Origin of the sequence: Streptomyces sp. NBC_00358 (genome assembly GCF_036099295.1) — a bacterium.
Taxonomy (GTDB): domain Bacteria; phylum Actinomycetota; class Actinomycetes; order Streptomycetales; family Streptomycetaceae; genus Streptomyces.
This window is the reverse complement of record NZ_CP107976.1, coordinates 6446306-6467746: the sequence shown is the minus strand read 5'-3', so window position 1 is coordinate 6467746 and position 21441 is coordinate 6446306. Positions and strand designations below refer to the sequence as shown.

20 protein-coding genes and 1 tRNA gene are annotated in these 21441 nt (G+C 71.6%); 10 read left to right on the top strand and 11 right to left on the bottom strand.

The genetic code is table 11. The features are described 5' to 3' along the window. The first annotated feature begins 75 nt into the window (after positions 1-75). The 4 genes from OHT01_RS27510 to OHT01_RS27495 all read left to right on the top strand — a co-directional run bounded on the left by OHT01_RS27510 (position 76) and on the right by OHT01_RS27495 (position 4256). A complete protein-coding gene (locus tag OHT01_RS27510; protein ID WP_328555787.1) occupies positions 76-720 on the top strand; it encodes an HNH endonuclease family protein in 645 nt (214 codons plus the stop codon). A gap of 145 nt (positions 721-865) precedes the next feature. Then, a complete protein-coding gene (locus tag OHT01_RS27505; RefSeq protein ID WP_328555786.1) occupies positions 866-2536 on the top strand; it encodes an alkaline phosphatase D family protein in 1671 nt (556 codons plus the stop codon). Positions 2537-2839: 303 nt separating this feature from the next. Further along, the gene (locus tag OHT01_RS27500) at positions 2840-3295 is read left to right on the top strand and encodes a DoxX family protein (protein ID WP_328555785.1); all 456 of its coding nucleotides are present in this window, start codon (positions 2840-2842) and stop codon (positions 3293-3295) included. A gap of 328 nt (positions 3296-3623) precedes the next feature. Then, positions 3624-4256, top strand: coding sequence for a DedA family protein (locus tag OHT01_RS27495; RefSeq protein ID WP_328555784.1), 633 nt, complete (start codon positions 3624-3626; stop codon positions 4254-4256). Between the two features lie 207 nt (positions 4257-4463). Here OHT01_RS27495 and OHT01_RS27490 read toward each other — a convergent pair whose 3' ends face one another. Continuing rightward, positions 4464-4694: a DUF2277 domain-containing protein gene (locus OHT01_RS27490; RefSeq protein WP_328555783.1), complete on the bottom strand. Its 231-nt coding sequence runs from the start codon at positions 4692-4694 to the stop codon at positions 4464-4466. A 101-nt stretch (positions 4695-4795) separates the two neighbouring features. On the opposite strand from OHT01_RS27490, the gene OHT01_RS27485 reads away from it, so the two are divergent. Then, on the top strand, positions 4796-5569 hold the full coding sequence (locus OHT01_RS27485) for an MBL fold metallo-hydrolase (RefSeq protein WP_328555782.1): 774 nt from the start codon (positions 4796-4798) through the stop codon (positions 5567-5569). Between the two features lie 143 nt (positions 5570-5712). Then, a complete protein-coding gene (locus OHT01_RS27480) occupies positions 5713-6627 on the top strand; it encodes a ketopantoate reductase family protein (protein WP_328555781.1) in 915 nt (304 codons plus the stop codon). A 199-nt stretch (positions 6628-6826) separates the two neighbouring features. Here OHT01_RS27480 and OHT01_RS27475 read toward each other — a convergent pair whose 3' ends face one another. Genes OHT01_RS27475 through OHT01_RS27460 form a run of 4 tightly spaced genes read right to left on the bottom strand, consistent with a single transcriptional unit; the run spans position 6827 to position 10270 of the window. Further along, entirely contained in the window at positions 6827-7738 is a 912-nt protein-coding gene (locus OHT01_RS27475; protein ID WP_328555780.1) for a LysR family transcriptional regulator, read from the bottom strand. A 38-nt stretch (positions 7739-7776) separates the two neighbouring features. Further along, complete coding sequence (locus OHT01_RS27470; RefSeq protein WP_328555779.1) at positions 7777-8364, bottom strand: hydrolase; 588 nt, start codon at positions 8362-8364, stop codon at positions 7777-7779. A 2-nt stretch (positions 8365-8366) separates the two neighbouring features. After that, positions 8367-9809, bottom strand: a complete 1443-nt coding sequence (locus OHT01_RS27465; RefSeq protein ID WP_405917241.1) for an MFS transporter — start codon at positions 9807-9809, stop codon at positions 8367-8369. Next, on the bottom strand, positions 9806-10270 hold the full coding sequence (locus OHT01_RS27460; RefSeq protein ID WP_328555778.1) for a MarR family winged helix-turn-helix transcriptional regulator: 465 nt from the start codon (positions 10268-10270) through the stop codon (positions 9806-9808). The genes OHT01_RS27465 and OHT01_RS27460 overlap by 4 nt, the downstream gene beginning before the upstream one ends. Positions 10271-10720: 450 nt before the next feature. Here OHT01_RS27460 and OHT01_RS27455 point away from each other — a divergent pair, with 450 nt between their 5' ends. Then, the gene (locus OHT01_RS27455; RefSeq protein ID WP_328555777.1) at positions 10721-11047 is read left to right on the top strand and encodes a hypothetical protein; all 327 of its coding nucleotides are present in this window, start codon (positions 10721-10723) and stop codon (positions 11045-11047) included. A 340-nt stretch (positions 11048-11387) separates the two neighbouring features. Here the strand turns inward: OHT01_RS27455 and OHT01_RS27450 are convergent, their stop codons facing one another. The 3 genes from OHT01_RS27450 to OHT01_RS27440 form a co-directional block, all read right to left on the bottom strand. Beyond that, positions 11388-11717: a hypothetical protein gene (locus OHT01_RS27450; RefSeq protein WP_328555776.1), complete on the bottom strand. Its 330-nt coding sequence runs from the start codon at positions 11715-11717 to the stop codon at positions 11388-11390. A gap of 701 nt (positions 11718-12418) precedes the next feature. Further along, positions 12419-12709: a LysE family translocator gene (locus OHT01_RS27445; RefSeq protein ID WP_328555775.1), complete on the bottom strand. Its 291-nt coding sequence runs from the start codon at positions 12707-12709 to the stop codon at positions 12419-12421. A 199-nt stretch (positions 12710-12908) separates the two neighbouring features. Then, positions 12909-12983 (bottom strand) — tRNA-Val (locus OHT01_RS27440). A gap of 418 nt (positions 12984-13401) precedes the next feature. On the opposite strand from OHT01_RS27440, the gene OHT01_RS27435 reads away from it, so the two are divergent. Both OHT01_RS27435 and OHT01_RS27430 read left to right on the top strand, forming a co-directional pair. Continuing rightward, positions 13402-14211, top strand: coding sequence for a DUF4097 family beta strand repeat-containing protein (locus OHT01_RS27435; RefSeq protein ID WP_328555774.1), 810 nt, complete (start codon positions 13402-13404; stop codon positions 14209-14211). Positions 14212-14286: 75 nt separating this feature from the next. Next, positions 14287-15783: a hypothetical protein gene (locus OHT01_RS27430; protein WP_443043446.1), complete on the top strand. Its 1497-nt coding sequence runs from the start codon at positions 14287-14289 to the stop codon at positions 15781-15783. Between the two features lie 200 nt (positions 15784-15983). Here OHT01_RS27430 and OHT01_RS27425 read toward each other — a convergent pair whose 3' ends face one another. The 3 genes from OHT01_RS27425 to OHT01_RS27415 all read right to left on the bottom strand — a co-directional run bounded on the left by OHT01_RS27425 (position 15984) and on the right by OHT01_RS27415 (position 20723). Then, on the bottom strand, positions 15984-17090 hold the full coding sequence (locus OHT01_RS27425) for an amidase domain-containing protein (protein ID WP_328555772.1): 1107 nt from the start codon (positions 17088-17090) through the stop codon (positions 15984-15986). A 207-nt stretch (positions 17091-17297) separates the two neighbouring features. Then, positions 17298-18596 (bottom strand): hypothetical protein, encoded by a 1299-nt coding sequence (locus OHT01_RS27420; RefSeq protein ID WP_443043445.1) that lies wholly within the window; start codon positions 18594-18596, stop codon positions 17298-17300. A 93-nt stretch (positions 18597-18689) separates the two neighbouring features. Beyond that, positions 18690-20723, bottom strand: coding sequence for a transglycosylase domain-containing protein (locus OHT01_RS27415; RefSeq protein ID WP_405917230.1), 2034 nt, complete (start codon positions 20721-20723; stop codon positions 18690-18692). 369 nt (positions 20724-21092) lie between these two features. On the opposite strand from OHT01_RS27415, the gene OHT01_RS27410 reads away from it, so the two are divergent. Then, positions 21093-21320 (top strand): FmdB family zinc ribbon protein, encoded by a 228-nt coding sequence (locus tag OHT01_RS27410; protein ID WP_328555771.1) that lies wholly within the window; start codon positions 21093-21095, stop codon positions 21318-21320. Positions 21321-21441: the final 121 nt, after the last annotated feature.

Sequence of the window (21441 nt, the reverse complement as noted above, 5' to 3'; positions counted from 1 at the left end):
CTTACCTCCCGGCAACACGACGCCGCGAGCATTCGTTCGCTCGCTCCAACGCCCCCACACCCCAAGGGAGTTCGCATGCCAAAGGTCTACGCGCGTCGACGGCTGAGCATACTCGCAGCCATCACGGGTCTGATAGCCATGGCCGGCGTTTTCAACGGCCCGACCGCCTCCGCCGCCCTCCCCACCCCGGTCAGCGCGGCCACCGCCCGTACCTACCTGGCCTCCCTCACCGTCGCGACGGAGAACCGCACCGGCTACGCCCGTGACCTGTTCCCCACCTGGATCACGATCAGCGGTACCTGCAACACCCGTGAGTACATACTCAAGCGGGACGGCTCGAACGTCGTCACCGACTCCGCCTGCGCGGCCACCAGCGGAAGCTGGTACTCCGTCTACGACGGCGCCACCTGGACCGCCGCCTCCGACGTCGACATCGACCACCTCGTACCGCTCGCCGAGGCCTGGGACTCCGGAGCCAGCGCCTGGACCACGGCCCAGCGCCAGGCCTTCGCCAACGACGTGACGCGGCCGCAGCTCCTCGCCGTCACGGACAACGTGAACCAGTCCAAGGGCGACAAGGACCCGGCCGAGTGGATGCCCTCGCTCAGCTCGTACGCCTGCACCTACGTCCGAGCCTGGGTCCAGGTGAAGTACTACTACAACCTCAAGGTCGACTCCGCGGAGAAGTCCAAGCTGAGCTCGGTCCTGAGCGGCTGCTGAACCGCATCCGCGCCGCCGGCCGGCGACCGCCGGTCCCCAGAGTTCCGGAAGCCGCTCCCCCCACCGCGTTCCCGCGGTCTCCGGAACCTCCCCACCGGCCTCCGTCGTTCCGTACCGTACGGGGCGACGGAGGAGGGGGATCATCATGGCGGAGCTGCGCCTGGGACCGCTGCTGAGGTACGTGGACGGCTCGTCGGCGACCTTCTGGGTCGAGGCGAGCCGCCCGTGCACCGCCGAGGTGCGCTGCGCGGACGGCGCCCGCGGAACGGGCCGTACGTTCCAGATCGCGGGCCACCACTACGCGCTGGTGCCGGTGAGCGGGCTGACACCGGGCACGGCCACCGCGTACGAGATCCTGCTGGACGGATCGGCCGTGTGGCCGCCGCCGGACTCGCCCTTTCCCCCCTCGGTCGTCCGCACGCCCGGGAGCGACGACGCCACCGTCCGCGTCACCTTCGGTTCCTGCCGCTGGGCGGCACCGCCCGCGGACGAGAGGGACCCGGTCGGACCCGACGCCCTGGACACCCTCGCCGCCCGGCTCGCCTCCGCCCCGGACGGCGAACGCCCGGACGTGCTGCTGCTGTTGGGCGACCAGGTGTACGCCGACGAGGTCTCCGGGACGACCCGCGCGTGGATCGCCGCCCGTCGCGGCCTGGTCGATCCCCCGGGCCACCAGGTCGCGGACTACGAGGAGTACACCCGGCTCTATTACGAATCCTGGCTCGACCCCGAGATCCGCTGGCTGCTGTCCACCGTGCCCAGTTGCATGATCTTCGACGACCACGACGTCATCGACGACTGGAACACCAGCGCCGCCTGGCTCAAGGACATCCGCGCGACCCCGTGGTGGCGCGAGCGGATCCTGAGCGGGCTGATGTCGTACTGGGTCCACCAGCACCTGGGCAACCTCTCCCCCGGCGAGCTCTCCGAGGACCTCCTGTACGCCGCCGTACGCGAGACCCCCGACGGAACGGACGTGCTGCGCGCCTTCGCGGCCCGGGCCGACGCGGACCCGGCCACGGTCCGCTGGAGCTACCGCCGCGACTTCGGCCGGACCCGCGTCCTGATGCTCGACACCCGCGCGGCCCGCGTCCTGGACGAGAAGCACCGCGCGATGCTCGACCCCGGGGAAGCGGCCTGGCTGCGCGAGCAGGCCCTGCAGGCGCCGGATGCCCGGGACCATCTCCTGATCGGCACGTCCCTGCCCTGGCTGCTGCCCCCGCTGATCCACCACGCGGAGACCTGGAACGCCGCGCTGTGCCGGGGTGAACGGGGAGAGCGCTGGGCGCGGTTCGGCGAGCGGTTGCGCCGCAGGGCCGATCTGGAGCACTGGGCGGCGTTCCCGGAGTCCTTCGAGGACCTGGCGGAGCTGATCGCCGAGGCCGGCACGGGCGAACACGCGCCGGCGACGGTGTGCGTGCTGTCGGGGGACGTGCACCACGCCTATGTCGCCGATCCGGTCTGGGCCGACCCCGCCCAGCAGCCCACCGCCCGGGTTCTCCAGCTGACCTGCTCCCCCGTCCACAACTCCATCCCGCGTGCGATACGGCTCGGCTTCCGCTTCGGCTGGAGCCGTCCGGCCCGGCTGCTCGGCGGCCTCTTCGCCCGGCACGGCCGCTACGGGCGCCCGGCGGTCGACTGGCGGAAGACCGGCGGCCCCTGGTTCGGCAATCAGCTGATGACCCTGACGCTGCGCGGCCGTTCGGCCTCCCTGCGCCTTGAACAGGCCCGGGAGACCCGGAGCAGCGGCGGTGACCTCGCGAGGGGCGGCGCCCGTCTGACAACGGTGCGGGATTCCGTGATCACCCCGGAATAGAGCCGCCGGAGGTCCGGCAGGCCAGGCCTGTCCGGCTACCGGAATCGGAAGTGCGACGGACCGCCGACGGACCGATCGCCCGGCCGACGAGGACATTCGGTCACGCTTTCGAGCGCCGACGCCGTGGCGCGAGCCGTTCCACGTGCGACGACGACCGAAGCGGAACCGGAAACGGAAGTCCGGCCATGGCTGAATGTTGAACTTGCAAGCACAGATTAGGCGCACCTAACCTTGGTGACTCACTCGGTTCCGTCCCACGGTCCGGCCCGCCCGGACCGAACCAGACCGAAGGAGTTCCCCCACATGACCGGACGCCTCGACAGCGCCCAGCCGTACGCCATCGCCCTGTTCCGGATCGTCGTCGGCCTGCTCTTCGCCGCGCACGGCGCCGCCTCGCTCTTCGGCGTGCTCGGCGGCGCGATGGGCACCGCCGGCGGCACCATCGACGCGGGCACCTGGCCCGGCTGGTACGCGGCCGTCATCCAGCTCGTCGCCGGGGCGCTCGTGCTCCTCGGCCTGGGCACCCGCGCCGCCGCGTTCATAGCCTCGGGCTCGATGGCGTACGCCTACTTCGATGTCCACCAGTCGGCGGCCCTCTGGCCGATCCAGAACGGCGGCGAGCTCTCCGCGCTGTTCTGCTGGACCATGCTCCTGCTGGTCTTCACCGGCTCCGGCGCGCTCGCCCTCGACCGGCGGCTCTTCGCCCGCACCTCCCCCGCCTCCGAGGAGGAACGGGCCGCGCGGCCCGTCACCGCCTGACCCCCGCACGAAAGCGCCCGCCCCCGCCCCACGGAGGCGGGCGCCGTCGCGTCCGGGCCGCTCGTCCCGACGGCGGGGCCGGGCACGCGGATCACCGCCCGAGCCCATGGCGGACGGTGGACATAGGCGCACACAGCGGAAATCGACGCCCCGCCGGGTACCGGAGCGTGCGGGCGCGGGAACGTGACGTGACCGACACATGCGCCCCCCGAGGATCTTCTGTCCCATCCGCGGCGTACGCTGTATGGCTGTCACAGGCCGTCCCCCGCCCCTCCCCCGGGAGTCGCGGCTCGGTCGTGCTCACGGGGGATTCAGGGGAGAGTTTCGGGTGCTGGAGAGTGTGGGGGCGCTGACGGGCAGCCCATGGATCTACGCGGCGGTGGCCGTGTCCGTCCTTCTTGATGTGTTCCTGCCGGTACTGCCGAGCGGCGTCCTGGTCATCACGGCCGCGACGGCCGCGGCCGGCTCCGCCACCGGTGCCGTTCCGCACGCCGTGCCCGACATCGCGGCGCTCACCCTCTGCGCGGCCACGGCCTCGGTCCTCGGCGACCTGGTGGCGTACCGCCTCGCCTGGCGCGGCGGCGACCGCCTGGATCGCGCCATCGCCCGCTCCCGCCGCCTGACCAAGGCGCAGGAACGTCTCGGCGAGGTCCTGGCCCGTGGCGGCGGGGCCCGCGGCGTGCTCGTCGTCGTCGCCCGTTTCGCCCCGGCGGGCCGCTCGGTCGTCTCGCTCGGCGCGGGCGCCGCGCACCGCCGGGTCCGCGAGTTCCTGCCCTGGTCCGTCCTCGCCGGACTGGCCTGGGCCGGTTACAGCGTGGCCCTCGGCTACTTCGGCGGCCAGTGGCTGGGCGCCACCTGGCTCGCGACGGGCGTCTCGTTCGGGGCACTGTTCGTCGCGGGAGCGGGCGCGGCCTACCTCGTACGCCGACCCGCGACACGGGAACCGGCCACCAGCGCCTGAGCCGCGGCCCGCGGGGACGTGCCGCGGACCACACGGACGTACGGGCCGCGTGACTGCGGATGCGGAGCCCGGGGCCGGGGCGCGGGACGCCGGGCCGACGTCCCGCGCCGCACGGATCGCGGGCCACGCGGGCGCCCGCGTGGCAGGTGCGGGGCGCGGGCCTGGGGCCGCGCGGACGGTGTCCGGGACCCCGTGCCGCGCGCCGGGCTAGCCGGCGCGCTGGGCCGTGGCCCCCCGGACCTCCAGGCTGTCCAGCAACTCGGCGGTGGCCGCCGCGACCGCCTCGACGGCACGGTCGAAGGCCTCACGGTTGTGGGCGGCCGGGGCGCGGAACCCGGAGACCTTGCGGACGTACTGCAGGGCGGCTGCGCGGATCTCCTCCTCGGTCGCCTCCTCGGGGATCGCGGGCGGGCGAAGGGTCTTGATGCTGCGGCACATGACTCCAGTCTCGCGCGTCCGGCGCCGTCAGGGTCACCGGTCGCGGAAGAGTGGCCCGACGGCCGGGAATACCGCCGCCCGTTCCTCTGATTGAGCGGAGCATGACCTCAATGGAGATCACCTACGTCGGCGGTCCGACCGCCGTCATCGCGATCGGCGGCCTGCGGCTTCTCACCGACCCGACCTTCGACGCTCCCGGCGAGTACCCCGTCGGCGCACGGAAGCTGGTGAAGACCGCCGGGCCCGCGCTGCCGGCCGAGAAGGTCGGCTCCGTCGACGCCGTCCTGCTCTCCCACGACCAGCACCCGGACAACCTGGACACGGCAGGGCGCGGGTATCTCCAGGGCGCCCCGGTGACCCTGTCGACGGCGTCGGCGTACGAGCGGATCGGCGCGCCCGTACGGGCCCTGCGCCCCTGGGAGTCCGTCGAGCTGGCACGTCCGGACGGCGGAGCGCTGCGTGTGACGGCCGTCCCGGCGCAGCACGGGCCCGACGGCTCGCTGCCCCTCGTGGGAGAGGTGACCGGCTTCGTGCTGTCCGGGGAGGGACTGCCCAAGGTGTACGTGAGCGGGGACAACGCGTCCCTGGACGTCGTACGGGAGATCGCGGACCGGGAGGGCCCCTTCGACGTGGCCGTGCTGTTCGCGGGGGCGGCCCGCACCCCGCTGGTGCCGGACGCCCCGCTGACCCTGACCAGCGAGGACGCGGCGCGGGCGGCGGAGATCCTGGGCGCGGCCCGGGTCGTGCCGCTGCACTTCGAGCACTGGGGCCACTTCACACAGGACGGTTCGACCCTGACGAAGGCGTTCGCGGAGGCCGGGCTCACGGACCGGTTGCGACTGCTGGAGCCCGGGGCCTCGGTACGGGTTCCGTAGCCGCGCCCCGCCTCTAGCTCACCGCAACATCCAAGCAAATCCTTGGATTTGGGCAAGGTTCTCCGAGGATTGACTCGGGTGACCGCCTCTTGTGATCATCGCCGGGGCCCCGCTCGGGGCCCTGGGCGGAGGAGCGAGGACCTATGGCGAACGACGGGCTGACGGTGGCTGTGCTGGGTCCGGGCGGGGTCGGCGGGCTGCTGGCCGCGCTTCTTTCCCGCGCCGGCCACCGGGTGATCTGTCTCGCCGGGGACGAGACCGCGCGGACGCTGGCGGCGGACGGCATCGAGGTGCGCAGCGGCCGCTTCGGCGACTTCACGGCCCGGGTGGAGGCGGACACCGAGCTGCGTGAGCCGGTCGACGTGTGTCTGGTCGCGGTGAAGGCGACGGCCCTGGACTCCGCCCTGCAGCGCGTCCCGGCGAAGGCCCTGGGCGAGGAGGGGCTGGTCGTCCCGTTCCTGAACGGTGTCGAGCACCCGGCACTGCTGCGCGAGCGCTACCGCCCCGAGCAGGTGGCCCCCGCGGTGATCCGGGTGGAATCGACGCGGATCGCTCCCGGAGTGATCGAGCACGGCAGCCCGTTCGCCGAGGTCGACCTGACCGCCGACACGGCGCCCCGAGCGCGGGTCGACGCGCTCACCGGAGCCCTGGAGTGGGCCGGGGTAGGCGTCCGGGTCCAGGACGACGAGGCGGCGGCCCTCTGGGCGAAGATGGCGTTCCTCGCGCCGTTCGCACTGCTGACGACGCGGTACGGGGTGCCGGTGGGCGACGTACGAACGCTGCACCGTGGGGAGTTGGCCGCCCTGGTCGAGGAAACGGCGGCGGTCGGCCGCGCCTGCGGCGCACCGGTCGATGCGGCGGCCGCCCTCGCCCGCTACGACGCCTTCCCGGCAGCGACCAAGTCCTCCATGCAACGTGACGCCGAGGCGGGCCGCACCCTCGAACTCGACGCGATCGGCGGCGCGTTGCTGCGAGCGGCGGAGCGGACCGGGGTGCCGGTACCGGTGGCCGGCCGACTGGTGCGCGAGCTGACACCGGCCACCGGCACGGACCACTGACGGCGAGACGACACGACGGCGAGACGGTGTCCGATGGCATCCGAGGCCTATGGAACCGGAGTTGCGCCCTGGTGACATCCGGGACCGCGAGGCGGAGAGGGCGCCCGATCGCGTCCGGGGCGGCAAGCTCGGCCCGTGCGGTGAAGCAGAGCGGGTGCGGTGAGCGGGGCTGCGGGGGTGGCCGGGGCGACTGCGGGCATCAGTCCTCTGCCGTTGTTCCGGCGCCCGCGCAGTACCGGGTCACCGTGTCGGCGAAGGCGTGGGCGACGGGTGACAGGGCGTCCCATCGCCGTACCGCCCAGCCGACCGTGAGCGGCGGCAGCGCCGGCACGGGAAGGAAACGGAGGTCTGGGCGTCCGGGCCCGCGCAGGCCCGGCAGGGCGGGCACGACAGCGTGGCCGAGGCCGAGTTCGGCGAGCAGGATCGCGGTGTCCCAGTCGGCGACGCTGGTGTCGGAGGCGCCCAGGGGTATTCCCAACTCCCGGTAGGCGGAGTCGAGATGGGCGCGCGAGGTGGAGTTCTCCGGCAGTCCGACGATCCGCAGGCCGGCCAGCTCCTCCGCCTCGATCCGCTCCCGCCCGGCGAGTTCGTCGTCGGCGCGTACGGCGAGCACCCAGGGGAGTTCGGCGACAGCCCGTTGCTCGACTCCGCGCACGGGCGGCCCGAGGGTGATCCAGGCGAGGTCGAGGCCGTGGTCGGCGAGCGCGTCGAAACAGCCCCGACTGGAGTTCTCGGTCTGGAACTCCAGGCTCACCTTGGGGTATTGCCTCCGGAACGCGACCACGGCCTCGGCCATGAAGTGCCGCACGGTGGTTCCGCCGGTGGCGATCCGCACTGTCCCGCCGCCCCCGCGCGCCAACTCGTCGAGCCGGCGCAGCGCGAGGTCGAGGCCGGCGATCCCGTCGGCGGCGGCCCGTTCGAGGACCCGCCCCGCGCGGGTGGGCACCACCCCGCGGGACTGCCGCTCGACGAGCCCGACCCCGACCTCTCGTTCCAGCCGGCGCACGTGCTGGCTCACCGCCGACTGCGTACAGCCCAGCTCCCGGGCCACGGCGCTCAGGCTCCCGGCCCGGCAGACGGCGACGAACACACGAAGATCATCCAGGGTCACGGACCCCAAGGTAGCGCCGGCCCTCGGGAGTCGGCCGCTCAGGCCCGGGTCTTGTCGAGCAGCTCGACGATCTCGTCGGTCGTGCCGCTCTCGCCGAGGCGGGGGAAGATCCGCTCGACGCTGTTGCGGTGCGTCTCGGGGTCGAGGTCGGACATGGCGTCGGTGGCGAGGGTGACGTGGTAGCCGTGCTCGTGGGCGGCGCGGGCGGAGGACTCCACGCCGATGCTGGTGGCGATGCCGGCCAGCACGATCTGGGTGATCCCGCGGCGGCGCAGCTGCAGGTCGAGGTCGGTGCCGTAGAAGGCGCCCCAGTTCCGCTTGGTCACCGTGATGTCCCCGGGGTGCCCGGCCAGTTCGTCGACGATGACGTCCCAGCCCTCGGGGAAGGCGCCGCCGCGGCTCGGGCCGTCGATGCGGCCGCGCAGGGCGTCCGCGCCGTCGGCGGCGGCGGTGACCCGTACGAGGACGACCGGGAGATCGTGGCCGCGGAAGGCGTCCGCGAGCCGGACGGACCGCTCCACGACGTCGGCGGCGGCGTTCGGGGCGAGGCCCGGGTTGCCGACGATGCCGTGCTGGAGGTCGATCAGGACGAGCGCGGTACGGGGGTCGAGCGTGGTGACTGCCATGGTCAGGCCTTTCGGGGTGCGAGATCGCGAAGGGATCGGTCGACGAGGGTCGCCGCCAGGAGCAGCACTGCTCCGGCGAGCATGAACAGGGCCAGATGGTGCAGGCCGCCGGTGTCGGCGCCGTGCGTGAAGAAGGCGGCGTCGGCCGCGGAGGCGGCCATCGCGCCGAGGTAGGTGAAGGTGCGCAGCAGTCCGGCCGCGGAGCCCATCCGGGCGGCGTCGGCCTGCCGGTACAGGGCATTCTGATTGGCCAGGCCATTGAGACCCTGCGGAACACCCATGAGGGCGCCGACGCCGGCCAGCAGCCAGATCGCGCTGTCCGCGTTCAGGGTCAGCAGCACCACGCATCCGGCGATCTGGACCAGACTCCCGACCACCAGCTTGCCGCGGACGGCTTCCCGTCGCCCCGTGAGCCCGGAGACGAGGAGTCCGCTCAGCGACAGGGGCAGCAGGACGAGCCCGGCGCCGGCCGCGTGCAGCCCGTGCCCCTCCTCCATCCACTGGGTGAACCCGTAGAGGAAGGCGTAGGCGGTGGTGTAGCTGAGGAACTGGCGCAGGAAGGTGGCCAGCATGGGCCCGTTGCCACCGAGCACCCGCAGGTCGATGAACGGTTCCGGAATCCGGAGTTCCCGCCGGGCGAAGCCGCACCCGGCGGCGAACGCGAGTACCGGCAGATACCAGTCGGCGGCCCGCGGTCTCATCAGGAACAGCATCAGCGAGACGAGCAGGGCGGTGAACAGTGCCATGCCGACCAGGTCGACGCTCCGCGCGGCGGACGGGTGCGGGCGGTCCCGCGTCGCCGGGTCCGCCGTCGGCTTCGTGACCTTGGGCAGCCGTAGCGATCCGAGGACCAGGCAGGCCAGGGACAGGGGCACGTTGACGAGGAAGATGGTGCGCCAGCCGCCCGCGCCGATGAGCAGGCCGCCCAGGGTTGGGCCGACCACGGCGACGGTCTGGGCGGAGACGGCGAGCGCGGTCAGCACACCGGCCGGGCTGTTCCGTCCGGTGCGTTCGGCCTCGCTGCGGGTGAGGTGCATCGCGGCGGGGTACGCGGCGGAGGTGCCGAATCCGAGCAGTACCCGGGCGGCGACCAGTGCGCCGAGGTTCGGGGAGAGGGCGCCGAGGAGTCCGGCGACGCCCACCATGGCCGTACCGGCGAGGTAGAGGCGTCGGGGGCCGTACAGGTCGACGAGCCGTCCGATGACGGGCTGTCCCACCGCGGTGGCGAGGTAGAGCCCGGAGACCAGCCACGCGGTCTCCGCGGGCGACGCTCCCAGCGCTCTGCCGATCGGCACCAACGCCACCGCGATCATGGAGGAGTTGACCGGGTTCAGCACGGACCCGAGGACCATCGGGGCGATCAGCCGGCGGTCGAAGCGGTCGGGCGGGCGGTGGCGGGCGGGGGTGAGGCGCTGCTGGAACCAGTCCCGGAGCGTGGGTATCACGACCGGGTGAGCCGTTCCAGGAGGGTCATCGCCTCGATGATCGTCTGCCGCTCGTCCTCCGTGCACCGCTCCTCGAAGGCCCGGGCGAGCCACTCGGAGCGGGCCTGCCGGGTGCCTTCGACGCGCTCGCGCCCGGCGTCCGTGAGGGTGACCAACTGGCGCCGGCCGTCCCCGGGGTCCGGGTTGCGCTGAATGAGCCCGTACTGGTCGAGGGCCGCGAGCGTGGCGGCCATCGACTGCGGTCGCACTCCCTCGACAGCCGCCAGCGCACTGGCCGTCGCGGCCCCGCTCTTGCTCACCAGGGTGAGCGCGGAGATCTGGGAGGGTGTGAGGTCCTGCGCCTCGGAGACCTCGCGGATCCGCCGCCGGAGCAGGCTGAACGCGACCCGCAGATCCTGCGCGGCACGCGCCGCGGAATCCGAGACGCCCGCATCGCTCCGTCGGTTGCCGCTCTGATCCATAGGGCCACCGTAGATCGCTCAGCCGAAACTGTCCAGTTGAGACTGTGCAGTTTCACCTGGGCAACTTGTCCGGACGCGGAGAGGCACGCTCGCCTGGAACGGGGGGCCGTGACGGCTGGACACGGGGGGCCGTGACGGCCGGGCGCGGGGAGCCGCGACGCCCTGGCGCGAGCGAGCGTGACGGCCTGACGCCGGGAGCCCCGGCACCCTGGCGTGGGGGCCCCGGCACCCTGGCGTGGGGGGGCCGTGACGGCCGGGCGCGAGGGGCCGTCACGGCCGGAGGCGGGGAGCCGCGACGCCCGACGGGGCGAGCGCAACCCAGGGCGGAACTCAGGGGATAGGCCATTCCCGCAGGCCACACGCCACACGAACGCCCGTTCGGAACACCCGTTCGCGTGAAGTCCCAGAAGGAGCTCGCATCGCAAAATCGAACAGGCGTAGCATTGCCGTGTGGCTGTGACCTACGACTTTCCGAGTGACCTCCTCGCCGGTCAGGAGGAGCTGCATCAGGTCCGGGCCGAGCTACTGGCCCTGCTGAAACGGCTCCCCTGGTCGGTGGAACCGCTGGACGGCTTCAGTGACACCGGCGGCTGGCGCAAGGTGGAGCGCCCCGCCTCCCCCGGCTGGACCGCGGACGAACAGGCCGAGGTCGAGAAGCTCCGCCGACGCGAGTTCGAGCTCACCGTGTTCGTCTCCGGCCACCGCTTCTGGTCGGAGGTCGCCTCGCCGGACAAGGTCGACGCACGGATGCGCCTGAAGCACACGCGCGACACCTGAGGGCTGTCCCGGCCCGCCCCAGCGCAATGCGCCCGCCGCGCTCGTCCTCGAACCGGACGACTGCCACCGCCTGGAACACGAGGACGGCGACGTGATGCGCCCATGGACGATCGTCGGCCGCGACGACCACGCCGGCGACACCCAAGGCGCGAACGACGGATACGGCCCATAACCACGGCCAGGGCCAGGACCAGGCCCACGACCACGGCCGCCGATAAGGACACCCCCGACACCACCGGTTGGAGCTGGCTGCCGAGGTTGCCGGGGTTGCCGCAATTCACTGCCGTAGGGACTGAACGCCGCCGCCCAGCAGGGATGCTGGGCGGCGCATCGTCCTGGATCAGCTTGCGTCTATCTGCCAGGCGATCATGCCGGCTGACCCCTTGGCCCCGTCGACATCGATGTGTACCGGCTTGTGCCACGTGATCCGCTGCTGGACCACGGACTGATCACACGGCACCCTGGCCTCCGTGCCGGCGCTCGCCGGTACGAATGTCAACTGGACGCTGCCGCTCCCGAAGCAGACCAGGTCGAGCCTGTAGGTCCTGCCCTCGCTCAGGGTGGGCTCGGTGTGGATTCCGTCGTGCACCCGCTCGACTCCGGCCTCGACCATTTTCCCGCTGTGGACAGCGGCCAGGGCCGCCTGGGCCTGCTCGGTGAGCTTCTCCACGGACGACGCAGTTGCGGTCGTGGACTCGCCCGGCCCGGACCGCGACGGCGGAGAACTGACGGCCTTCCCCTCACCGCTGTCGGACGTGCACGAGGCGAGCAAGGATGCCGACGCCACCACGGCGCACGCGGCAAGCCAGGCCCGGGCATTCGAGACCTTGTGTCCCGCAGTGGCAGCGCCCGTCATGACGCGCCTTGAACCGATGCCCATGTGACACCTTTCCGGTGGACCGCCCCCGTGACGATCGAGCACTCGGACACTAGGCAGAGATCACGCACGCGCCCATCACATGACCGATTTCCTGAGCAGCACTTGAGGATCCGACGAGCGCCGACGCCGACGTCCACCCGGAAGCGAAATCGCAAAACCGGACCGACGGAGTCCCAATTACCCCACCAGGCCTGCGAATTGCGGACGAACGATCTGACCCTCTCGACGCGAACTGTGGGCGGCCGGTCGTTGAAGGCTGCCGAGCTGGCCACTTGCGCGTCCGGGACCGATACCAGTCGACCACGGTCGCGGTGGTTGCCGCACTCCGCTGCCGAACAGTCGCGACTGAATCAGCACGGAGAGCCCAAGTGGCCATATCCCTGGCCTCCGTTGGCCTCGGACGGCCCGACGGAGGCGGGAGGGTTCAGGAGTCGTTGCCGAAGTGCTCGCGGAGATCGCGCGTGACCGCGGACATGACGGTCGTCGGATGGTCAGTTACTGAGCGCCAGCCTGATGCCGATGACCGTGCCGGTGATCCGGTCGAGTACGCGGCGCGCCTGGGGCTTGCGGAGCCAACCGTGCAGGATGCGAGCGAAGCCGATGAGGACGTGCACCGTGGTGAGCAGGAGGCCCGTGGTGAAGTGGTCCGCGCCCGGAGGGATGAACTGGGGCAGGACGGCGACGTAGAAGGCGCCCATCTTCGGGTTGAGGAGGTTGGTGAGTGTTCCCTGCCGCCAGCCACCGGTGACCGTTTCTTCGTCGGCACCCGCGGTGGTGCCCATCGGCGGAGCAACTTCCGGCGGATCCGGCTCCGCGCGCTCGCCGACTACGTGGACGGCCAGATCAAGAAGGTGAAGCGGCCTCCCCGCGACCCATCTGGCACGTGACTGGCACGGCGGCACCGAACAGCCGAAAAAAGGATCAAGGCCCACGCCGCCGGATTCCTACCGGCTGACCTGGGCCTTGTTCGTGTCCTGAGACTGGTGGGCGCGGACGGTTTCGAACCGCCGACATCCGCCTTGTAAGGGCGGCGCTCTACCACTGAGCTACGCGCCCAGGACGAGTCGACAGCCTACATCGCCCGGGGGCATGCCCCGCAAACCCGTATCCGGCGAGTGGGTGGCGGGGTGGCCCGGGGGTTATCCCCACCTCCGATCCGGGAGCGGCCCGGATCGTCCCGGGCTCCGTGGATGCCTACCGTCGGAGATGTTCCGCGGAACCACTCCGCGGAGCGGCTCCGGTCACGGCGTCGAAGTGCCGAAGCTCCGAGTTCCAAGTCCCGGAGTCCCGGAGATCCAGAGGTCCCGAGTCCCGGAGATCCCGAGTCCCGGGGTTCCAGAGGTTCCGAGTCCCGGGGCCCGGGGTCCCCGAGACCCCGAGACCCCGAGACCCGGAGACCCGGAGACCCGGAGACCCGGAGATCCCGAGTCCCGGAAGCGAAGGGGCTCGTAGACCGTCCCAGGGGGAGATCGTCATGGCTCGCACGCGCACTCGTAGCGGCACCCGGAACCGTACTCACAACGCCTTGCGCGCCGCCGTCCTCGGCGTAGTCGTGCTCGCGCTCGTCGGGGGCGCCACCGCGTGCGGCGCGTCCGCCGGGGACGACAAGGATCCCGAGCAGCGGTCGTTCGGGCTGCGTGGCCGGACCCTGACCGTCGACTCGGACGACTCCGCGCTCGATCTGGTCGTTTCGGATTCCGCGAAGGCCGGTGAGGTCCGGGTCACCCGGTGGTTCCAGGGACATGTCACTCTCGGCGGGGACCCCAGGGTCACCTGGGCGATGGAGGGCGGCGACCGGCTGGTCCTGCGGGTGAAGTGCTCGGGCGTCATCGCCGACTGCTCGGCCCGGCACCGGATCGTCGTGCCGCGCGGGGTGGCCGTCAAGGTGGAGGACGGGGACGGACGGGTGAGCGCGCGGGGCTTCGAGGAAGCGCTCAGCATTCGTACGGCGGACGGTTCGGTGCGCGTCAGCGACTCCTCGGGAGCGCTGGATCTGCGCAGCGGCGACGGCTCGATACGGGCCGTCGGCGTGGACGCCCGCAGCGTGCGGGCGCGGACCGAGGACGGCTCGGTGCGGCTCGAACTCGGCTCCGTTCCCGACCTGGTGGACTCCCGCACCAACGACGGTTCCGTCTCGATCGTGCTGCCGCGGGCCACCTACCGGGTGACGACCGGGACCGGCGACGGCTCGGTCCAGGTGGACGTGCCCCGGGACGACTCCAGCACCCACCGTGTCTCCGCGCACACCGACGACGGAAAGATCACGGTACGAACAGCGAACTGACCGGCCCGTGTGTTCGTCTTCAACCGGTGGGAGAATGACAGCCGGGCAAGGCGGATGACAGCACGGGAGAGGGATGTGACGGCGACACCTTCGCGGCCGTATTCGCCGTTCGCGGGACACGCACGGCCCGCAGACCCTCCGAACGCCCGGCGGGGCCTCTGGCCGGCGCGACCCGAGCGATCCCCGCGACGGGACCGGCCGGAGCGGCCCGAGCCCGAGCCCGAGCCCGAGCGGCCCGAGCGTCGGCCTCGCTCGCAGGCCGGCCGTGACGTGCTCACGCTCGTCGCGCTGCCCCTGCTCGCCGCGCTCGCGCTGCCCTCTGCCTTCGCCGGGGGCGGCACCCGGCGCTGGTTCGGCGGGCGGTCCGAGGGCCAGCGGGCCGAGGCGCAGGCCGCCAAGGACGCCGCCGCGGCGGCGTTCTACGAACTCGACACCGCGCAGCGCGATCTGCGGATCTCCATCGAGACCATCACGGCCGTGGACGACTCCCCGGCCGCCCGGCGGGTGGTGTCCGACTTCGAGGCGCTGGGGCGGCGGATCGACGAGGCCAGTCAGAAGTACATCACCGCCGTCGACGCCCACGATCTGGACCGGGACGAGCTGGAGGCGTCGGTCGCGGCGCGGGCCCGCGGCGAGCTCGTCGCCGCGAAGGACGAACTGGTCCGTGTGAAGGCCGATCTGGACCGGTTCGAGCAGAGTCTCGGACCGCTCCTCGGCAAGGCGGAGACCCAGCTCGCCCGGCTGGCCCCGGCCGTCGAGCGCGCCCGTCAGGCGCTGCTGGGCGCGTCGAACGCCCTCGACTCCGTACGGCAGTCGGGGCTGAAGGCCGACGATCTCGCCGCCCGGCTCGCCGCGCTCGGGCCGGAGCTGACCAAGCTCAACCGGGGCGCCGGGCAGCACGGCGTACCGGAGACGCTGGAGCGTGCCGAGCGGGTCTCGCGGGAGGCCGCCGCGGTGCGCTCGGAGGCGGAGCGGCTGCCGGAGCACGCCGCCGAGATCGACCACCGGCTCGTCTCGCTGCGTACCCGCGCGCAGGCGCTGACGACCCGCGCCGGGCAGGTGGAGCCGGTGCTGAGCGAGTTGCGGCGCCGGTTCTCGGCGGCGTGCTGGCAGGACCTCCAGCACGTGCCGGAGCAGGCCGCGGAGAACGTGCGGCAGGCCGAGACGAAGCTGAAGGAGGCGCGGGCCGCCCGCGAGGCGCAGCGCTGGCCGGACGCGACCTCGCTGCTGGCGACGGTGCGCGCGCTGCTGAACAGCACCGACGAGGCCGTGTCGGCGGCCGGTGACCGGCTGCGCCGGCTGAACGCCGTGCAGAAGGATCCCCAGCAGGAGATCGACCGCACCCGGTTCGCGATCCGGGACGCGCAGCGGCTGGCCATGGCGGGCCGTACGACTCCCGACCCCAGGCAGGCCCGCCCGCTCGACGACTCGGTCACCCGGCTCGACCGGGCTGTCGCCACGCTGGAGGGCCGGCACCCGGACTACTGGCACTTCCTGACCGAGACGGAGGCGGTGCGGCAGACGGTGGCGCGCGTCGTCGCGGAGATCCGCGGGCAACGCGGCGGCGCCTGAGGCCAGCGGGGAACCGGGTCCACGGGCTCCGGGCGCAGACTCCAGGCCGCAGCCCACAGACTCCGGGCGCAGACTCCAGCCCGCAGACTCCGTCCGCAACCCGATGACGGCGCCCGCGCGAACCGGCCGTCACGGGCCCGGGGCAGCGGGCCCCGCGACGCGGTCGTCGTTCGCGGCGCGGGGCCCTGCCGGTGCTCTGATCAGGTGCGGTACGCGTAGTACGCCGCGTTCGGGTACGACGCGATGAGGCTCGACACCGAGCGGCGGTAGGTGTCGGTGTCGTGGTAGGTCACGTACGGCACCCCGCCCGCGCTCCGGTAGGACGTGATCATGGAGTGGTCCTTGGAGCCGTCCTTGTCGAAGTCCATCTGCATCACGTCACCGACGTCCATCTGGTAGACGTTCGCCAGGGCCGTGGAGCGCCGGGCGGTCTGGGTGAACCAGGACCACTCGTTGACGCCGACCCAGGTGTCGGTCTGCGTGGTCGGGCCGTAGTTCCAGGTGCCGTAGTCCTCGTCCGAGTCGGTGACCGGCGTCCAGCCGCCCGCCTTGAGGGACTGGCTGACGTAGTTGGTGCAGTCGCCGCCGACGGAGTTGAAGCTGCGGTAGGCGGGGTTGTAGTTCTTCCAGTACGTCTCGGCGTACGTCGCCATGGCCGCGTAGTCGTACGGGCCTCCGGTGAGCGTCTTGGCGGCGGCGGGCGCGGGGTACGTGGTCGCTGCCCGGGGGGCGTCGACAGCGGCCGTCGTGGTCCTGCGGGGCGTCGTCGGGACGGGTTCGTTGACCTGCCGGGGGCCCTTGTCCGTGGAGTGCTCGCCGGTCAGCTTCCAGGTGCCGTCCGGCCGCGCGGCGAACGTCAGTACGTGGTGTGCGCGGAAGCCGGTGGTGGGGGGCTCGTCGCCGCGGATCCTCCGGTACGTGAGGGTGGTCGTCTCGGTGACCCAGGCGGTGGCCCGCTGCCCCGTCACCCGGGTTCGGTTCACGGCGACCCGGGTGTCGGCGGCGCTGTAGGCCTCCCCGAGGGCCGCGAGGCGGGACCGGGTGCCGTGCAGCGAGGAGCGGGCGGCGCTCTCGGTGCGCGCGAGGGTGTCGGACACCCGGATGCCCGCCGTGGTCGCCTTCAGAGCCGTAGCGGCCGTACGGGCGGTCGGGGCACCGTCCAGCAGGGCGGCCGTGCGGTCGGTGAACACGGCGTCGGCCACGCGGCCGAAGGCGTCGGCCGTCGACGCGGTCACCCGGGGAGCGGTGGCCGTCGCGTGGGCGGCGGACAGCGGCAGCAGGAGGGCGGAGAGGGTGATCGCCCCCACGGTCGAGCAACTGCGGCTTAACTTCTGCGATATCACTGACGATTCTCCTTGATCCCCGGTCGGACTCCAGGGAGGGAAATCTTTACATGTCCCACTCAACTGTGCTGAATCCGGGTGGAGTTCGCGTCGCCTGCAACCAAGTCCCTTATGTCGGAGGTAAGTTGCCGTTCAACGCGTTGCGCGGAGCCAACGGCTCCGCCGCGGCCTCTACTTCACCACGGTCGACCAGTCCGGCGACTGGGCGGGGTCCAGGCCGCGCAGGCGCTCCAGGGTCTCGGGCTTCTGCACGTCGAGCCAGTTGGTCAGTTCACGGAAGGACACACAGCGAACGCCCTGCTTCGTGCACACGCTCTTGATGACCTGGTCGATGGACTTCATGTAGATGCCGCCGTTCCAGTCCTCGAAGTGGTTGCCGATGAACAGCGGTGCCCGGCTCCCGTAGTAGACGCGGTCGAAACCGGCCATGTACGACTTGACGGTCTCCTGCTCCCACTGCGGGTACTTGGCGGGGTCGCCCTCGGTCTCACCGTCGGACTGGTTGTAGAGGAAGTTGAAGTCCATGGACAGGCCTTGGTACTTGCCGTCCTCGTAGGGGAGCATCTGGAGCGGGAAGTCCCAGACGCCCTCCTTCTTCTTGGGCCATATCTGGAAGTCGCCCGCGGAGCTGGCGTCGTAGCGCCAGTCGTACTTCTTGGCCGTGGCCTTCATGGCCTTGAGCAGGTTCTTCTGGCCCTCCAGGCAGGGCGCGCGCCCGCCGCTGACGGCGCGGGCCGGGTCGAAGGGCAGCGGCGGCAGGTCGGTGTAGCCGGTGTTGGTCTTCCACTTCTCCACGAAGGAGAAGAACTGGTTGATCTCGCTCTCCCACTCCGTCACGCTCCAGTCCCCGCCGCCCTTGTCGCCGCAGAAGTGACCGTTGAAGTGGGTGCCGATCTCGTTGCCCTCGTTCCACGCCTTGGTGAGCTCCGCCAGCGTGCTGCGTATGTGCTCGTCGGTGGCGTAGCTGATGGCCGCCGAACCCGGGGCGTGCATGGGCGGTTCGTAGAGCGTCTTCTTGTCCTTGGGCAGCAGGTAGATGCCGGTCAGGAAGAACGTCATGTGGGCGTTGTACTGCTGGGCCAGCTCCCGGTAGTGCGAGAAGAGCTGGTCGTCGCCCTGGAGGGCGCCGTCCCAGGAGAAGACGACGAACTGGGGCGGCTTCTCCCCGGGCTTGAGCGGTACGGCCTTCAACTCGTCCTTCTGCGGGCCGGTGTAGGACGTGGAGCCGTCGCCCAGCACATGGGTCTTCCCGTCCCACACCGGTTCCTTCTTCACCTTGGCGGCTTCGGAGCCGTGCGCGCGGGCGGACGCGGCCGGTGCGGTGTGGTCCGTGTTGAGTGCCAGGTAGGTGGCGGCCATGGAGGTGACGACGAGGAAGGCCGTCATGGCCGCGAAGCCCTGGCGCGCGGAGGTGGCGGCAGAACCGGGATCGGGTTCACGGCGACGGCGCCGGCTGTGCTTCGAGTTCATACGGGGCACATTCTGCGAGGGAGGCGGAGGGAGCGTGGCGCGGCCACCGGGTGGCCGTCGGAGGGGGCCGAGCCGGGCGGCCGGCCTACGGGGTCAGCGAAGCGGGCTCATGGCACCGGACCAGATGCCGTACGGCACCTCGGCGACGGGTGCCCCGGCGATCCCCTTGAGCGGCAGGGGTTCGAGGCTCTTGGACAGATCGATGCGGTACAGGACCACCGCCGTCGACACGGAACGGTTCGAGCCCACGTACCAGGCGGCCTTGTCGTCCAGCGTGGCGCCCCGCTTGCCGGCGACCTGCGCCGAGAGGGGGGCCGCGCCGGGGTGCCCGGTGCGGAAGGAGTCGGAGAGGGCCTGGGTGACCTCCTCGGCCACCGCCGCGCGCATGGCGCGATGGGGTGCGGGCATGTCCAGCCGGACGGCGGCGCCGTTGCGGGTGATGCGGCGCACGGAGTACGGCTCGTAGTGCGTTCCGCCGGCGGCGAAGGTGGCGTAGGAACTGGCCATGCGGATCGCGCTGGGGGTCGCGGTGCCGAGGGACATTCCGGGCACCTGTGGGCCGATGCTGGAGGAGAGCAGGCCCGAGGCCTCGGCGGTCTCACGCACCTTGTCCAGGCCGGCGTCCATGCCGAGCTGCATGAACGGTGTGTTCACGTTCGCGGCGAGCGCCGAACGCAGCGTGATCTGGCCGTAGTTCCTGTTGCCCTCGTTGCGGGCGGCGACCTTCTTGCCGCCGCGGTCCCAGTAGGGGCCTTCGGGCGTGCTGACGGGGACGCCGTTGTCGCCGTTGTAGAGCGACTCGGGGGTGACCGGGGTGGCCGCGCTGTCACGGGTCTTGTGGACTCCGTGCTCCAGGGCGGCGGCGTAGACGAAGGGGAGGAAGGCCGAACCGGCGGGGACGGTGGTCGCGTTGGACTCGTTGTAGCCCTGCCGGCGGTGGTCGGGGCCGCCGTAGACGGCGAGCACCCGTCCGTCGGTGGCGATCGAGGCGGCGCCGTAGTGGGCGCTCTTCGCCTCGTCCGGGTGGTCCTTCCGCGCCTGCTTGCGGGCCTTGGTCACGGCGTCGGTGAGCGCGCTCTCGCGCTTGCGGTCGAAGGTCGTGTAGATCTGGTAGCCGCCGAGGTCGAAGTCCCTGGCGGAGATGTGCCCGGCCTTCTTGGCGTACTGGGTCGCCAGTTCGACCAGGTAGTCGCTCTGCTTACCGGTGTCGTAGCCCCCGGCCTGCTTGAGCGGCTCGGGGAACTTCGTGTACGTGGCCCGCTCGGTGGCCGAGAGCTTGCCGGTCTTGACCATGCGGTCGAGGATCCAGGACCAGCGTTCCACGGCGCGTTTGTGGTTGGCCTTGCTCAGGGTGGGGTCGTAGAGGCCCGCGCCCTTGAGGAGCGAGGCGAGGAAGGCGCCCTCGCTGGCGTTGAGTTTGCTCACGTCCTTGCCGTAGTAGGCCTGCGAGGCGCGCTGGAGGCCGTAGGTACCGCGCCCGAACCAGCTGGTGTTGAGATAGCCCTCGAGGATCTTGTCCTTGCTCATCCTGTTGTCGAGCTTGAGGGCGATCATGGCCTCGGTGAACTTGCGGGTCACCGAGCGGTTCTGGGTCAGGTAGACGTTCTTGACGTACTGCTGCGTGATGGTGGAGCCGCCCTGGGTGTCCCCCTCGCCGACCGTCTTCACGAGGGCGCGGGCCAGGCCCCTGGCGGAGATGCCGGGGTCGCTGTAGAAGCTCTCGTTCTCCGCCGCGAGGACGGCCGAACGCACGTCCACGGGTATGTCCTTGAGCGGCATGGCCTGGCGTCGCACCCAGCCGGTACGGGCCATCGGCGTGCCGTCCGACCAGAAGTAGACGTTGTCCTGCTGGGTGGCATATGTGTTCAGGTTCTGGGGTATGTCCGTTGCTGCGTAGGCGATGACGAGCAGCGAGCCGCTCAGACCGATGGACAGCGCGATGCCACCGAGCCACTGCCGCCAGGAGGGCAGCCAGCGGCGCCAGCCGGCCCGTCCGGGGCGCGGATAGGCGGGCCTGAGGCGCCGGGCGTACGGCGCGAGGCGCGCGGCCAGCCCGGACAGCCGGCCGGGCTGCGAGGGTTTGCGGCGGCTGCCGCGACCGCGCTGCGGTCCGGGTATGTCAGCCACGGCGAACTCCTGCGCCCGGGTGGCCCAGAGACAGGGGATTCGGAGCATCGTTGCGATGCCATGTCCTGGTCACGACTGCGTCTCCCTCCGCACTTCGGCATTGCGCGCGCGGGTAGTTGCAGCGGCCGCTTTCGCGGCTGCGAGCCCCCCTCCCCGACCTTGCGGCTCGTCGCGGCCCTATTAAATTATCAGCGACCAATGGGATCCCTTCGATCAGCAACGAGACAAAAAAGCTCAAGGGGCAACGGAGTTCACCGGTTCACCCCTTCGACCAGCCCTCATTCGCGTCCCGGGGAACTCGATCCGCCACGCACGACGCACGCCCCGGCGCCCCCACGGGCGACGGCTCGATCCGGCTAACCTGTGCGCATGCCTCGCTACGAGTACCGCTGCCGGACCTGCGGTGACACCTTCGAATTGAGCCGTCCCATGGCCGAATCCGCGGCTCCCGCGGCCTGCCCGGCCGGGCACGACGACACCGTCAAACTCCTGTCGACGGTCGCCGTCGGCAGGGGCGGTCCGGCGTCCGCGCCGGCGCCCGCACCTCGTTCGGGCGGCGGCGGAGGGGGATGCTGCGGCGGCGGCTGCTGCGGCTGATCCCGGGCGGTTTCTTACCAACTCTTCAGCCGTGCCGGAAGCGGCTGCGGCGTTTCGCGGCAGAACGGTCCCGGTCGCCCCCAACAGGGCGATACCGGGACCGAGTTCCGCATAAACCTCA

Coding starts and splice junctions, on each gene's coding strand:
- OHT01_RS27510 (WP_328555787.1), top strand. CDS start 76: ATGCCAAAGGTCTACGCGCGTCGACGGCTGAGCATACTCGCAGCCATC.
- OHT01_RS27460 (WP_328555778.1), bottom strand. CDS start 10,270: ATGGATCAGAGCGGCAACCGACGGAGCGATGCGGGCGTCTCGGATTCC.
- OHT01_RS27505 (WP_328555786.1), top strand. CDS start 866: ATGGCGGAGCTGCGCCTGGGACCGCTGCTGAGGTACGTGGACGGCTCG.
- OHT01_RS27470 (WP_328555779.1), bottom strand. CDS start 8,364: ATGGCAGTCACCACGCTCGACCCCCGTACCGCGCTCGTCCTGATCGAC.
- OHT01_RS27435 (WP_328555774.1), top strand. CDS start 13,402: ATGGCTCGCACGCGCACTCGTAGCGGCACCCGGAACCGTACTCACAAC.
- OHT01_RS27480 (WP_328555781.1), top strand. CDS start 5,713: ATGGCGAACGACGGGCTGACGGTGGCTGTGCTGGGTCCGGGCGGGGTC.
- OHT01_RS27485 (WP_328555782.1), top strand. CDS start 4,796: ATGACCTCAATGGAGATCACCTACGTCGGCGGTCCGACCGCCGTCATC.
- OHT01_RS27420 (WP_443043445.1), bottom strand. CDS start 18,596: ATGAACTCGAAGCACAGCCGGCGCCGTCGCCGTGAACCCGATCCCGGT.
- OHT01_RS27500 (WP_328555785.1), top strand. CDS start 2,840: ATGACCGGACGCCTCGACAGCGCCCAGCCGTACGCCATCGCCCTGTTC.
- OHT01_RS27490 (WP_328555783.1), bottom strand. CDS start 4,694: ATGTGCCGCAGCATCAAGACCCTTCGCCCGCCCGCGATCCCCGAGGAG.
- OHT01_RS27410 (WP_328555771.1), top strand. CDS start 21,093: ATGCCTCGCTACGAGTACCGCTGCCGGACCTGCGGTGACACCTTCGAA.
- OHT01_RS27445 (WP_328555775.1), bottom strand. CDS start 12,709: ATGGGCACCACCGCGGGTGCCGACGAAGAAACGGTCACCGGTGGCTGG.